14 protein-coding genes are annotated in these 13,005 nt (G+C 57.9%); 8 read left to right on the plus strand and 6 right to left on the minus strand.

Translation table 11 applies throughout. From position 1 onward, the window contains the following. Positions 1–73 precede the first annotated feature (73 nt). Positions 74–1,096 (plus strand): virulence RhuM family protein, encoded by a 1,023-nt coding sequence (locus PY311_RS07300; RefSeq protein WP_286148019.1) that lies wholly within the window; start codon positions 74–76, stop codon positions 1,094–1,096. Then, on the plus strand, positions 1,093–3,282 hold the full coding sequence (locus PY311_RS07305; protein WP_286148020.1) for a stage V sporulation T C-terminal domain-containing protein: 2,190 nt from the start codon (positions 1,093–1,095) through the stop codon (positions 3,280–3,282). Before PY311_RS07300 ends, PY311_RS07305 begins: the two co-directional genes overlap by 4 nt. A 94-nt stretch (positions 3,283–3,376) precedes the next feature. Here PY311_RS07305 and PY311_RS07310 read toward each other — a convergent pair whose 3' ends face one another. The 6 genes from PY311_RS07310 to rbr form a co-directional block, all read right to left on the minus strand. After that, positions 3,377–3,703 (minus strand): carboxymuconolactone decarboxylase family protein, encoded by a 327-nt coding sequence (locus PY311_RS07310; RefSeq protein ID WP_350309716.1) that lies wholly within the window; start codon positions 3,701–3,703, stop codon positions 3,377–3,379. Positions 3,704–3,715: 12 nt separating this feature from the next. Continuing rightward, the gene (locus PY311_RS07315; protein WP_286148021.1) at positions 3,716–4,147 is read right to left on the minus strand and encodes a cupin domain-containing protein; all 432 of its coding nucleotides are present in this window, start codon (positions 4,145–4,147) and stop codon (positions 3,716–3,718) included. Positions 4,148–4,164: 17 nt separating this feature from the next. Further along, on the minus strand, positions 4,165–4,842 hold the full coding sequence (locus PY311_RS07320; RefSeq protein ID WP_286148022.1) for a RibD family protein: 678 nt from the start codon (positions 4,840–4,842) through the stop codon (positions 4,165–4,167). A gap of 109 nt (positions 4,843–4,951) precedes the next feature. Further along, positions 4,952–6,820: an excinuclease ABC subunit UvrC gene (gene uvrC, locus PY311_RS07325; protein WP_286148023.1), complete on the minus strand. Its 1,869-nt coding sequence runs from the start codon at positions 6,818–6,820 to the stop codon at positions 4,952–4,954. Between the two features lie 113 nt (positions 6,821–6,933). After that, positions 6,934–7,197, minus strand: a complete 264-nt coding sequence (locus PY311_RS07330) for an HPr family phosphocarrier protein (RefSeq protein ID WP_286148024.1) — start codon at positions 7,195–7,197, stop codon at positions 6,934–6,936. Positions 7,198–7,401: 204 nt separating this feature from the next. Continuing rightward, complete coding sequence (rbr, locus tag PY311_RS07335) at positions 7,402–7,935, minus strand: rubrerythrin (RefSeq protein WP_286148025.1); 534 nt, start codon at positions 7,933–7,935, stop codon at positions 7,402–7,404. A gap of 163 nt (positions 7,936–8,098) precedes the next feature. On the opposite strand from rbr, the gene PY311_RS07340 reads away from it, so the two are divergent. From PY311_RS07340 to PY311_RS07365, 6 genes are all read left to right on the plus strand, one after another. Then, positions 8,099–8,407, plus strand: a complete 309-nt coding sequence (locus PY311_RS07340; protein WP_286148026.1) for a hypothetical protein — start codon at positions 8,099–8,101, stop codon at positions 8,405–8,407. Positions 8,408–8,537: 130 nt separating this feature from the next. Next, positions 8,538–9,239, plus strand: a complete 702-nt coding sequence (tsaA, locus tag PY311_RS07345) for a tRNA (N6-threonylcarbamoyladenosine(37)-N6)-methyltransferase TrmO (RefSeq protein ID WP_286148027.1) — start codon at positions 8,538–8,540, stop codon at positions 9,237–9,239. A gap of 80 nt (positions 9,240–9,319) precedes the next feature. Continuing rightward, the gene (locus PY311_RS07350) at positions 9,320–9,757 is read left to right on the plus strand and encodes an RrF2 family transcriptional regulator (RefSeq protein ID WP_286148029.1); all 438 of its coding nucleotides are present in this window, start codon (positions 9,320–9,322) and stop codon (positions 9,755–9,757) included. Between the two features lie 176 nt (positions 9,758–9,933). Beyond that, positions 9,934–10,866 (plus strand): cysteine synthase A, encoded by a 933-nt coding sequence (cysK, locus tag PY311_RS07355; RefSeq protein WP_286148030.1) that lies wholly within the window; start codon positions 9,934–9,936, stop codon positions 10,864–10,866. A gap of 14 nt (positions 10,867–10,880) precedes the next feature. Further along, positions 10,881–11,654 carry a serine O-acetyltransferase gene (locus PY311_RS07360; RefSeq protein ID WP_286148031.1) on the plus strand — a complete coding sequence of 258 codons (774 nt, stop codon included), beginning with the start codon at positions 10,881–10,883 and terminating at the stop codon, positions 11,652–11,654. Between the two features lie 111 nt (positions 11,655–11,765). Then, positions 11,766–12,953 carry a cysteine desulfurase family protein gene (locus PY311_RS07365; protein ID WP_286148032.1) on the plus strand — a complete coding sequence of 396 codons (1,188 nt, stop codon included), beginning with the start codon at positions 11,766–11,768 and terminating at the stop codon, positions 12,951–12,953. The last annotated feature ends 52 nt before the right edge of the window (positions 12,954–13,005 follow it).

A 13,005-nucleotide genomic window follows, 5' to 3' on the forward strand; every position in this document is an offset into this window, starting at 1 on the left:
AAACCGTGATACAATATTATCTGCAAAGTTAAATCAACAAGCAGATCAATCTTGATAGAAAGGCGGCGTGCCTATGAGTGGACTCCTTCCACAACACGGCGAAATTCTACTGTACGACAACGGTACTGACAAGCAGTTCGTTAGCGTGGTGTTCAAGGACGAAACCTTTTGGCTGACACAGAGCGGCATGGCAGAATTGTTCGACTGCTCCGCCGACAACATCTCTCTGCACCTGAAAAACATCTATGCGGACGGTGAATTGGAGCAGACAGCAACTACCGAGAAATTCTCGGTAGTTCGCAAGGAGGGCAGCCGCGAAGTGCGGCGCGGCATTGACCATTACAATCTCGACGCCATCATCGCCGTAGGCTACCGGGTCAACTCCAAAAAGGCCACCCGGTTCCGCCAGTGGGCGACGAAAACGTTGAAGGAATACATCCAAAAAGGCTTTGTCCTCAATGACGAACTGATGAAGAACGGCCGTCCGTTCGGCAAGGATTACTTCGACGAGCTGCTGGAGCGCATCCGCGAGATTCGCGCCAGCGAGCGCCGGGCTTACCAGAAAATTGCCGATGTGTTTGAGCAGTGCAGCTACGACTATGACAAAAACAGCGAGACCACGAAAGCGTTCTACGCCTTCGTGCAGAACAAGCTCCACTTTGCTGTCACCGGTAAGACAGCGGCGGAACTGATTTCCGAACGAGCCACCCTGGACAGCCCCACCATGGGCCTGACTAACTGGAAGGGCGCGCCGGACGGAAAAATTCTGAAAAGCGACACGCTGGTGGCCAAAAACTACCTGAACGAAAAAGAATTGAGCCGCTTGAATCGTCTTGTGACCATGTTCATCGACTATGCCGAACTGATGGCGGAGGACGAGCAGCTCATGAGCATGCAGGATTGGCTCAGTGAGACCGACCGCTTCCTCACCAACAACCGCCGCAAGGTGCTGGAGGGCAAGGGCCACATCTCCCACGAGGCGGCAGTGAAAAAAGTAGGTACTATTTATGAGGAATTCCGCCAAAAGCAGGATGCCGACTACATCTCTGAATTTGACCGGCAGACCGCTGCATATCTGAAAGGTGACAAGCTATGATCGAACGCTTTGCCATCGCGGGCTACGCGCGCATTTCGGTGGACGAGGAACTGGACCGCGACAATGTATCCATCGAGAACCAAAAGGCTATCATCGAAGATTTTGTGAAGCACCGCTTCCCCGACAGTACGCTGACCTTCTACGAGGATCGGGACCGCTCCGGCTACACCTTCGAGCAGCGGGAGGGTTATCAGGAAATGCGGCGCGGGCTGATGAGCCACAAGTACGACATTCTTATTGTCAAAGACTTCTCCCGTTTCTCCCGCCGCAATTCCCGCGGTTTGGTGGAGTTGGAAGACCTGCGGGACGTCGGTGTGCGTATCATCTCCATTGGAGACAACATTGACTTCCCAAACGACGATGACTGGCTGAAAATCCAGTTCCAGTTTCTCATCAACGAAATGCCAGTGACGGACACCAGCAAGAAGGTAAAGTCCGTCATCCGCCGCCGTCAGGCTGACGGCGCGTGGCTGTGCGCCGCGCCCTATGGCTACATCCTCAATAAACAAAAGCAGTTTGAGATCGTCCCCACGGAGGCGGAGATCGTGCGGGAAATCTTCCAGCTCTATCTGGACGGCTGGGGATATAAGAAAATCGCCAACCACCTGACAGATACTGGTGTGCCCACCCCTCGGATGTCAGAGCAGCTTCGCAAAGAGGCGGAGGGGGAGGAATTCCGCCGCACGGTGAAAAAGGACTGGGCTATTGTCACGGTGCAGGGTATTCTGGACAACGATTTTTACATCGGGACCCTGCGGCAGGGCAAGCACACCCGTGCCAAAATCAACGGTAAGGACGTCAAGCGGGATGAGTTGGAACACATCGTCATTGAACACCACCATCAGGCTATTATCGACTACCGCACCTTTGCCACCGTCCGCGCCCTGCGGGAACAGCGCTCTACCAACCACTACCGCGGGAAGAAAATCAATGACAATGTGTATTCAGGTTTTCTGGAGTGCGGCGACTGCGGCAGTCCCATGTTTGCTATGAGCCGCCGGGATCTGCGCCCCGCCTACACCTGCGGCACCTATCACCGCCGGGGACTGTCCGGCTGCACCAGTCACCACATCCGGGTAGACAGGCTGGACGAACTGATGAAGCTATATCTCAAAAAGGTAAAGGACAACTCCGCAAATATGCTGGAGCGTCTCAACGCCGACCTTGCTCACGAGCAGGAGGACATAAGTGAAACGGAACGCACTGCGGAGAATCTGGAAACCCTGCTGCTGGACGCACAGGAGGAACTGAAAGCCACCAAGCGCCAGCGTATCCGGGATATGGCGCGGCACCCGGAGCAGGAGGCCATTTTGGAGGAGACCTATGACGAGCTGGAGCATGACCTGATTCAGCGCATCAACGGCTTGCAAAATCAGCTTCAAATGGCGGCGGACAAACGCAATACCATTATCCAAGTGAACCGTGCGGCGAAAACCGCCATGGAGGTCTTTGATGACCTGCTAAGCAAGGAACATCTTGACCGCAAGGATCTACAGCTTATCATTGAGAAAATCAAGGTCTATGAGGATCATCTGGAAATTCGGCTGAAAGCCGACATTGACTGTCTGCTCCGCTGCGGAGAGCTGCCGCATGAGGAGAACTTCGTTGCCGCCATGGCCCGTCAGGGGGGCAACGTAAATTTTCCTGACGGCACGGGAGATATCTCAACCATTACCATCGTCCAAAGCGCAAAAATGCGTCCGGACAAGGTCTTTCGTGCCAATGTTATCAGCAACGGCGACCCTCTGGAGATTTATACAAGCCGGGACGGCGAGGTCATTTTCAAAAAGTATTCCCTGATGGGCGGCGTGGAGGATTTTGCCGCCCAGCTCTGCGAGACCATGAGCCGCTCCACGGGGGCCATCTGCGCCGTGACGGACCGGGATACCGTTATCGCCGTGGCTGGCGGCGCCAAGCGGGAGTTGCTGGGGAAGCGCATCTCCGCGCAGTTAGAGCAGATCATGGAAAACCGCCGGATTTACCAGTATGACGGTCAGAACCAGCCGGTGCCGGTGTCCGACAGCAGCGACCGTCTCATGACTGTAGTGGCGGCGCCGATTCTCTCAGAGGGCGATCTGCTGGGGCTGGTGCTGTTCATCGGGGACGGTCAATCCGCTTCCGGCGACGCAGAATATAAGCTGGCGCAGACCATTGCCGCGTTTTTGGGCCGCCACATGGAAAGCTGATGCCTGCACAGAGCGCAGCAATTTGAAAGGAAACGATAAGAGCCGCAGCCCGATATGGGCTGCGGCTCTTATCGTTTCAGAATATTGTGGGGACTTATTCTTCACCGTAGACCTCTTTTGCCATACGGAACACGGCCCATGCCTTGGGCCAGCCGCAGTAAAAGGCGGCGTGGGTGATGATCTCCGCCATTTCCTCCTTGGTGATGCCGTTTTTCTTGGCGCTTATCAGGTGATAGCGGAAGGACTCGTCCGTCAACCCCTGCGCCATCAGTGCCACAACAGTGACAAGAGAACGGTCCCGGAGGGAGAGCTGCTCCTCCCGGCTCCATACCTGACCGAACAGAACATCGTCATTCAGCTCGGCGAATTTAGGGGCGAACGTGCCTAACTGGTCCCGCCCCGCGGTCTGCCTGACTGCCATATCGTATCCTCCTTACAGCTTGCTGTATTCCTCGTCCGTCACTGGCTCGCACCATTCGTTCCGGCAGCCCTCGCCGGGGACCTCCACGGCGATATGGCTGAACCAGCTGTCCTTTTTCGCGCCGTGCCAGTGCTTCACCTCGGCGGGAATCATCACCACGCTGCCGGTGGTCAGGCTCACGGCGGGCTTGCCGGCCTCCTGATACCAGCCCTCACCGGCGGTGCACAGCAAAAGCTGCCCGCCGCCCTTTTCGGCATGATGGATGTGCCAGTTGTTGCGGCAGCCCGGCTCAAAGGTCACATTGGCGGCGAACAGGCCGCCCTTGGGGTCCGTCAGGGGGTTGAGGAAGGAATTTCCAATAAAATACTGGGCATAGGCGGTGTTGGGAGTGCCGGTGCCGAACATATTCGCTTTTTCAAATGCGTCCTGATTTTGATATTTCATGCTGTTTCCCTCCGTATTTATTTCTTCACGGCGTAGCGCAGCCAAACGGCGCCGCTGCCGTACTGCCGGACAGAATTGAGCTTCAGCTCCGTGACAGGCCGTTCCATGGGAAGACCGTCAAACACGGCGGGCATTCCGCCCCGACCGTCGATTCCAGCGCCGATCAGCACACTGACCTCGTCCAGCAGACCTGCCGCCAGAAATCCGGCGTTGATATGCCCGCCGCCCACAACGGCCATGCGCTCTACGCCGAACTGCTCCGCAAGGATTTCACAGGTCCGGGGCAGGTCGATTTTCGTTTCACCGCAGGCAATCCAGGAGATGTTCTGTGCGTCCAGATAGGCAAGGTACTCCCGGCTTACCTGCTGGCTGGTGAGAATCAGCAACGGGCGCTCGCCCTCCGGCACCTCCCACAGCAGTGTGCCCTTTGTATCCGCAATGATCTCGTACCCGGCGGCAGCGGTCTTTTTGGAAAAGCCCTCCCGCCCGAAGGGAGTGACGGTCTCGCTGTGAAATACGCCGGGGCCTGCCAGCTCCAGCTCCGCCGTGACCCGACCGCTGACGCGGGTGGGGGCGTTCAGGGCATCCAGCGTGTCATAATATTCCTGCACGCCCGGCAGATGCTCCGTCATGGCGCAGTCGATACGGCCATCCACAGAGGTCATCATGTGGCAGATGATATACGGCTTCTTCATCGGTATAGCCTCCTTGTGTGCCTGCCCTCCGTGCGGAAGCAGCAGGACGATTTGTTCGGGAATTACTATACAACTTAAAATGAACTTTAAGTCAAGAGGGAATTTGGATTTATTCGGACAAATCGCCGGAGGCAGTGTGCTCCGTCCCGGCGGTGTTACCCTCGTGGAAATGGAGCCATACGGCGTGGGCCGTGTTTTTCGGCAGAATCGCTGCCAGTGTCTCCTCATCCGCCTCCCGAATGGCCCGGATGGTGCCAAGACGCCGCTTCAGCTCCGCCTGCCGCTTGGTGCCGAGACCGGGAATGCCATCCAGCGCGGAGCGCATGGTGCTCTTGGTGTGGCGCTGGTGGTGATAGGTGATGGCAAAGCGGTGGGTCTCCTCCTGAATTTGGCCGATAAGGGAGAAAACCGCCTGCTGATTTACGATTCCGATCTCCCGCCCCTCCGGCGTTACCAGCGCGCGGGTGCGGTGGCGGTCATCCTTTACCATGCCGAAAATGGGGATGGTACAGCCGAAGGACTGCGCCACCTCCAGCGCGGTGTTGGCATGGGTGATGCCGCCATCGATCAAAAAGACATCCGGCAGGGGCAGGAATTTTTCGTCCCCGTCCGCTGCCCGCTGCAATCTCCGGCGCAGCACCTCCCGCATAGAGGCGTAATCGTCCGGGTGGCCCTCCGTCAGCTCCTTGATCTGGAAGCGGCGGTAGGCGGATTTCAGAGGCCTTCCGCCCTGAAAGACCACCATAGAGGCCACAATGTCGCTGCTGCCGGTGTTGGAAATATCGAAAGACTCCATCCGCTTGGGCGGTTGGGGGAGATTCAGCATTTTTTGCAGCAGCTCCAGCGTATAGGCTGTTTTTTCCTCGGCGGTGGTGGCCCGCTGCACCTCCTCCTGCGCGTTGCGGATGGCCATATCCGCCAGCGTGGACTTTTCGCCCCGCTGGGGTACATGGACCCAGACCTTGTGCCCGGCCCGCTGCGTCAGTGCCTCAGACAGCTCCTCACAGTCACCAGTGTCCACGCAGAGTAGAATCTCGTGGGGGAGAATGGCCCGTGGCAGATAGTATTGGGCGGTGACTGCCGCCAGCAGCTCTGCCGCCGTTTCCTCCATGGGGGCGTTCAGCAGCTCTGTTTCGCGGCCTGCTAAATTGCCGCCCTCCATGTGGAGCACAGCGTAGCCGCTTTTGCCCGCGCCACGGAACACGCCCCATACATCGGTGTCGGCGCACAGGCCGGCAATGACCGTTTGCTTTTTGCTCAGGGCACTGATGGCCTGAATCCGGTCCCGAAGCTGGGCCGCCTGCTCAAAGCGCAGCGCCTCGGCCTCCGTCTCCATGTCGGCGGTCATGTCTCGAATCAACTGCTTGGAGCGGCCCTCCAAAAGCTGACAGGCCTGCTCAATGCGGCGGTCATAGTCCGCCTCCGGCATTTCCGGGCGGCAAAAACCGTCGCACCGGCCCATGTGGAAATTCAGGCAGGGCCGCTCCGCGCCGATGTCCCTTGGAAACTGGCGGCGGCAGGTGGGGAGCCGCAGTGCCTGACATACGGCGTCGATGGCCTGCCGGGTCTCAAAGCGCCCGCCGAAGGGGCCGAAATATTTCGCCCCGTCATTGGCAGGGCGGTTCACCATGGTGAATTTGGGATAGCGCCCCCGGCCCAGCCGGACAAAGGGGTAGCCCTTGTCATCCTTCAGCAGAATGTTGTAGCGGGGCATATGCCGCTTGATGAGGGAATTTTCCAGCACAAGGGCCTCAAATTCGCTGGAGACGAAAATTGTGTCAAAATGGTCCACCTGACTGACCATTTGCCGGGTTTTCAGGGTGTGGGAGGCGCTGTCCTGAAAATATTGGCTGACGCGGTTCTTCAGCTTTTTCGCCTTGCCGACATATATGACCTTCCCGGTCCGGTCCATCATCAGATAGACCCCCGGCTGCAAAGGCAGATCGTTGGCCTTTTCCCGCAGCTCATCCTTTGTCATCCAATCACCACCCGATCATCATTTTACCCACAGTGTAGCAAAAAAGACACACCGGCGCAAGAGCGTAAGAAAACCGCCCCTGCAAAAGCAGAGGCGGCTGATGTAGCGTTTGCTTATTCGCCGAAGTTGTCCTTTACCAGCTCTACCAGAGCGCCGACAGCTTCCTTTTCGTCCGTGCCATCCGCGATCAGGGTGATCTTGGTGCCCTTTACAATGCCAAGGGACAAAACGCCCAGCAGGCTCTTGGCGTTGACGCGGCGGTCATCCTTTTCCACCCAGATGCCGCTTTTGAATTCGTTGGCCTTCTGAATGAAGAAGGTTGCGGGTCTGGCGTGCAGACCTACCTCGTTATTAACGGTGATTTCCTGTGTATACATGATACAGCTCTCCTTTTCTATACCAAGTAGTTCCTCATCTTAACCAAAGAGGTGTGCTCCACCAGTTTTCTAATGCTTACTATACCTGTTTTTTTCCGTCCCGTCAACGGCGAATTTCACAAACATTTCAGGCGAAATGTCAAACGCCCGCCATAGAAAGCGTCAAGGTTCCCAAAAGGGAGCCTTGACGCATAAAATGACTTCTCAATAATTTTCCGCCTTGATTTGGAAATAGGACTGGGGATGATGGCACACCGGGCACACGGCTGGGGCCTCCACGGCCAGCTCCACATGGCCGCAGTTGCGGCAGAACCAGAGAACCTTGTTGCCCTTTTTGAAGACCTCACCGTTTTTCAGATTTTCCAGCAGTTTCAGATAACGCTCCTCGTGGGCCTTTTCGATTCTGGCAACGCCCTCGAACTGAGCGGCCAGCTCCAAAAAGCCCTCCTCCTCGGCGGTGCGGGCCATTTCGGCGTACATACTGGTCCACTCCTCGTTCTCTCCGGCAGCGGCGGCCACCAGATTTTCGGCGGTGGTGCCGATGCCATCCAACGCCTTGAACCACAGCTTTGCGTGCTCTTTTTCGTTCAGGGCCGTTTCCTGAAACAGAGCCGCGATCTGCTCGTAGCCCTCCTTTTTCGCCTTGCTGGCATAGTAGTCATACTTGTTCCGGGCCTGAGACTCTCCGGCAAACGCCTTCCACAGATTGGCCTCCGTTTTGCTTCCCTTCAATTCCATATTTCTGCTCCTTTCCAAATTCATAATTAGAAATTATTCCTGATAATTGTATTATACAGGAAGAAAACAGATAAAGCAACTGTTTTTTCCTGATTGGTTTGCCTTCCAATGGGGAAAATAGGCGTGGGTATCGCATTGACTCCGCAGAAAAGGAGGAAAGAGGATGAAACGAAGCGTTTCGATTTTGCTGGCAGCCTTGACGCTGGCGCTGGCGCTCAGCTCCTGCGGCAGCAAAAATAGCGGGAACACAACCGATGACAGCCATCAGCAGGAGAGCGGGATGCTGGACCGGGATGACAATACCGTTACCGCGCCGGACACCAATCCGGGTCAGTCTCCGGCCAATACCGATGAATCCGTAACGGAGGGCGTTCCCATGGACCAGATGCTGGAAAACGCCAAGGCCCGTGACCGGGACGGTGATCTGCTGGACGGCGAAAACGCCGTTACCCCCGGCGCCGACCGCTGGTAGGGCAGTGGGCTTCAAAGAGACAGGCATCGGCTGCCGGAGCTTCACCGGCGGCGGATGCTTTCTCTTTTCCAGCGGACATTTTTCTGCTATAATAACAGCAAATACATTTCAGTCCGACAGGAGGCGCTTTATGGCCAACAGCTTCAGCATGGAACCCATCGCCCACATCCGCAGTGATTTTGCCGAAAAGTTCGGCGTTCCCCGGCAGAGCGGTCTGGTGGACGCGCTGGAGGCATCCATCGTATTTACACCGCCCTACCGCAGCCCGGACGCCCTCCGGGGACTGGAGGATTTTTCCCACCTCTGGCTCATCTGGGTTTTTGACCGGGCGATTCGGGAGAGCTGGTCTCCCACAGTCCGCCCGCCCCGGCTGGGGGGAAATGCCCGTATGGGCGTGTTCGCCACCCGCTCACCCTTCCGGCCCAACCCCATCGCGCTGTCCTGTGTGAAGCTGGAGGGCATCGAGCAGACCGCCGAGGGGCCGGTGCTCCGGGTGCGGGGTGCCGATTTAGTGGACGGCACGCCGATTTTGGATATCAAGCCCTACATCCCATACGCCGACTGCCACCCGGACGCGCTGGGCGGCTTTGCCGCTGTACCGGCAGGGGAGAGCCTGACGGTGGAGATTCCGCCGGAGCTGCTGGAACGGATTCCGGCCCAGCGGCGGGAGGCGCTGCGGGGCGTGCTGGCACAGGACCCCCGGCCCCATTACCAAAATGACCCGAACCGCGTTTACGGCTTTCCTTTTGCCGGAATGGAGGTGCGCTTCACGGTAGAGGGGAAGATCCTCCGCGTCCGGGATATCCTGCCCGCCAAGCCTGAAAAGGAATGACCGTTCGGAATTTCACTTGTAATTTGATAACATAGTGGTAAAATTGGTTTATCGGAACATATTTGACGGGAGGCGTTTTTATGCTGATATCCACAAGAGGACGTTATGCGCTGCGAATCATGCTGGAGCTGGCGCAATACGATAGAGGAAAGTACATTCCGCTGCCCCTGATCGCGGAGCGGCAGGAGATATCCGAAAAGTATTTGGAGAGCATCATTTCCGTGCTGGGCAAGGCCGGACTTGTGGAGGGCCTGCGGGGCAAAGGCGGCGGCTATCGCCTCAGCCGGGAGCTGAAGGACTACTCCGTGGGGGAGATTCTGCGGCTGTCCGAGGGGTCGCTGGCCCCGGTTGCCTGTCTGGACGGTGAGGTGAACCGTTGCCCCCGGGCGGAAAAGTGCCAGACGCTCCCGGTCTGGGAAAAGCTGGACGAGCTCATTAACGGCTATCTGGACAGCATTTCGTTGGCAGACCTGCTGCATCAGGTCAAGGATACGGATGTGGGGCCGTGCTGTCTGTAAAAAAATTATAAACCTATTGACAAAGTATGCTTCAAAGCATATCATATAAACATACCTAATCAGTAGGTGATTGCCATGACTCTCTTAACCAAACTCCCCTCTCCTGATTTTCGATGTTGAAGGCTGCGGTCCATTTTTAGAAGCCTCAACCTTTAATATCAAAAGGAGAACACATTATGTCTAATATTTATACCTCTGCCGATCAATTAGTCGGCCATACGCCCCTGCTGGAACTGACGCATATCGAAAAGGCCCACAGCCTGAAGGCTCGTGTGCTGGCGAAGCTGGAATATTTCAATCCTGCCGGGTCCGTAAAGGACCGCGTGGCGGTGGCCATGCTGGATGACGCTGAGAAGCGGGGCGTTTTAAAGCCCGACTCCGTTATTATTGAGCCTACCTCCGGCAACACGGGCATCGGTCTTGCCTCCGTGGCGGCCGCCCGTGGCTACCGTGTCATCATTGTGATGCCGGAGACCATGAGCGTGGAGCGGCGGCAGTTGATGCGTGCCTACGGCGCGGAGCTGGTACTCAGCGAGGGCGCCAAGGGAATGAAGGGCGCCATCGCCAAGGCGGAGGAGCTGGCGAAGGAATACCCCAACAGCTTCATTCCTGGCCAGTTTGTCAACCCCGCTAATGTGCAGGCCCATTATATCACCACCGGCCCCGAAATCTGGGCGGATACCGATGGCGCTGTGGATATTTTGGTAGCCGGTGTCGGCACCGGCGGCACTATCACCGGCACGGGCCGCTACCTCAAGGAGCAAAAGCCTGCGCTGAAGGTCATTGCGGTGGAGCCGGCAAGCTCCCCGGTGCTCTCCACCGGTATGGCAGGAGCTCATAAAATTCAGGGCATCGGCGCCGGCTTTGTGCCGGAAATTCTGGATACCACCGTTTATGATGAGATCATTCCCGTTGCCAATGAGGACGCCTTTTCCACAGGCCGCGAGATCGGCCGGCATGAGGGCGTGCTGGTAGGAATTTCCTCCGGCGCCGCCGTGTGGGCGGCGATTGAGGCGGCAAAGCGGCCGGAAAACGAGGGCAAGACCATTGTGGTCCTGCTGCCGGACACCGGCGACCGCTACCTTTCCACGGAACTGTTCGCGCAGTAAAAAGGGCGTGCCCCATGCTGAACTATGCGCGGTTAAAGGAGCGGCAGCTCCATCTGCTGGCGCTGCTTCGCTTCCTGCTGTATCCCAATGTATTCGCCCCTGCGGCGGAGGTTCATACCAAGGCCGAGGCGGAGTCCGCCGTGCGGACGCAGCTTCGTGATATTTTAGAGCTGATCTGCCCGGATATTTCGCCGGAGGACACGGCAAACACATTGCTGGTTCGGCTCCCGGCTGTCCGAAAAATGCTGGATACCGATGTGCAGGCGGCTTACGAGGGCGACCCCGCCGCCACCTGCCGGGAGGAGGTCATGCTGGCCTATCCCGCCTTTGAGGCCATCAGCGTATTCCGAATCGCCCACGAGCTGTACTGCCTGCATATCCCCATGCTGCCCCGGATGATGACGGAGTACGCTCATTCCGTGACCGGTATCGACATTCATCCCGGCGCGGAGATCGGTCCCTACTTTTTCATTGACCACGGCACCGGTGTTGTTATTGGCGAGACCACCGTCATCGGCGCCCATGTTAAACTCTATCAGGGTGTGACACTGGGAGCGAAGAGCTTTGCTGTTCAGCCGGACGGTACGCTGGTCAAGGGCCGGAAGCGCCACCCGGACATCGGCAGCAATGTGGTCATTTACGCCGGAGCCACCATCCTTGGCGGTGACACCAAAATCGGTGACGGCTGCGTCATCGGCGGCAACGTCTGGCTGACCCATTCCGTAGACCCCGGCAAGCGGGTATTGACCGCCCGGGAGCAGACGGAGCTGATCACTGCGGATATCTGATTTTTTCATACCCCTCCATTGCGTAAAGGGCAATACGGCTCTGCGGCAGTCTGCCGCGGGCAGCGTATTGCCCTTTGCGCGCGGAAAAATCTCTGTAAAGGAGACTGCCCTATGACCGTTTACGCGGACAACGCCGCCACCACAAAAATGAGCCGCGCTGCCATTGACGCCATGCTGCCGTATCTGGAGGGCTGCTTCGGCAATCCCTCCAGTCTATACCGCATGGGGCGGGAGGCCGCCGGGGCGCTGCAAAGCGCCCGGGAGACCGTGGCAGACTGTCTTGGCTGTACGCCACGGGAGCTCACCTTTACCTCCGGCGGCAGCGAGGCCGATAATCAGGCCCTCATCTCCGCCGCCCGCATCGGCGAGCGCAGCGGCAAAAAGCATATTGTCTCCACCGCCTTTGAGCACCACGCCGTTCTCCATACGCTGAAAAGGCTGGAGGCGGAGGGCCTTACGGTGGAACTGCTGCCGGTGGGTCCCACCGGCACCGTTACCGCCGGACAGGTGGCGGCAGCCCTCCGGCCGGATACCTGCCTCGTGTCGGTGATGTGCGCCAATAACGAGATCGGCTCCGTGCTTCCCATTGCGGAGATCGGCGCCGTGTGCCGGGAGCGGGGCGTGCTGTTCCATACGGACGCCGTGCAGGCGGTGGGTCATCTTCCCATCAACGTAGAGGAGCAGAATATCGATTTGCTGTCTCTCTCCGGCCACAAGTTCCACGGCCCAAAGGGTGTCGGCGTGCTGTATGCCCGACGGGACGTTCCCCTGACTGCGCTCATTGAGGGCGGCGCGCAGGAGCGGGGCAGACGGGCTGGCACGGAAAACGTCCCCGGCGTCATGGGTCTTGCCGCCGCGCTGAAGGAAAGCTGTGCCCACCTTGCGGAAAACGCGGCCAAGGTCAGTGCTCTGCGGGACAGGCTCATTACCGGACTTTCCAAAATCCCCCACAGCGTTCTCAACGGAGACCCTGTCCACCGCCTCCCCGGCAATGTGAGCTTCTGCTTTGAGGGCGTGGAGGGGGAGAGCCTGTTGCTTTTGCTGGATCAGGCCGGAATCTGCGCTTCCTCCGGGAGTGCCTGTGCCTCCGGCTCGCTGGATCCCAGCCATGTTCTGCTGGCTATCGGACGCTCCCGGGAATTGGCCCACGGCGCTTTGCGCCTGAGTCTTAGCGAATGGAACACGCAGGCGGAGATAGACTATCTCATCCGGGAGGTCACCCGGGCGGTGGAGCGTCTGCGGAGCGCTTCTCCCGCATGGCAGGTGTGTCTTTCCGGCAAACAGCAATTCATTCTGTAGACCTGTGTACCCAAGGAGGAACAATATGGAATTTTTCAAGAAAGCGGCGGCG

Origin of the sequence: Neopoerus faecalis (assembly GCF_029218125.1) — a bacterium.
In the GTDB taxonomy this organism is placed as follows: domain Bacteria; phylum Bacillota; class Clostridia; order Oscillospirales; family Oscillospiraceae; genus Oscillibacter; species Oscillibacter faecalis_A.

Excerpts from the sequence above, each read along its gene's own strand:
- PY311_RS07300 (WP_286148019.1), top strand. The coding sequence starts at position 74 with ATGAGTGGACTCCTTCCACAACACGGCGAAATTCTACTGTACGACAAC.
- PY311_RS07305 (WP_286148020.1), top strand. The coding sequence starts at position 1,093 with ATGATCGAACGCTTTGCCATCGCGGGCTACGCGCGCATTTCGGTGGAC.
- PY311_RS07310 (WP_350309716.1), bottom strand. The coding sequence starts at position 3,703 with ATGGCAGTCAGGCAGACCGCGGGGCGGGACCAGTTAGGCACGTTCGCC.
- PY311_RS07315 (WP_286148021.1), bottom strand. The coding sequence starts at position 4,147 with ATGAAATATCAAAATCAGGACGCATTTGAAAAAGCGAATATGTTCGGC.
- PY311_RS07320 (WP_286148022.1), bottom strand. The coding sequence starts at position 4,842 with ATGAAGAAGCCGTATATCATCTGCCACATGATGACCTCTGTGGATGGC.
- uvrC (WP_286148023.1), bottom strand. The coding sequence starts at position 6,820 with ATGACAAAGGATGAGCTGCGGGAAAAGGCCAACGATCTGCCTTTGCAG.
- PY311_RS07330 (WP_286148024.1), bottom strand. The coding sequence starts at position 7,197 with ATGTATACACAGGAAATCACCGTTAATAACGAGGTAGGTCTGCACGCC.
- rbr (WP_286148025.1), bottom strand. The coding sequence starts at position 7,935 with ATGGAATTGAAGGGAAGCAAAACGGAGGCCAATCTGTGGAAGGCGTTT.
- PY311_RS07340 (WP_286148026.1), top strand. The coding sequence starts at position 8,099 with ATGAAACGAAGCGTTTCGATTTTGCTGGCAGCCTTGACGCTGGCGCTG.
- tsaA (WP_286148027.1), top strand. The coding sequence starts at position 8,538 with ATGGCCAACAGCTTCAGCATGGAACCCATCGCCCACATCCGCAGTGAT.
- PY311_RS07350 (WP_286148029.1), top strand. The coding sequence starts at position 9,320 with ATGCTGATATCCACAAGAGGACGTTATGCGCTGCGAATCATGCTGGAG.
- cysK (WP_286148030.1), top strand. The coding sequence starts at position 9,934 with ATGTCTAATATTTATACCTCTGCCGATCAATTAGTCGGCCATACGCCC.
- PY311_RS07360 (WP_286148031.1), top strand. The coding sequence starts at position 10,881 with ATGCTGAACTATGCGCGGTTAAAGGAGCGGCAGCTCCATCTGCTGGCG.
- PY311_RS07365 (WP_286148032.1), top strand. The coding sequence starts at position 11,766 with ATGACCGTTTACGCGGACAACGCCGCCACCACAAAAATGAGCCGCGCT.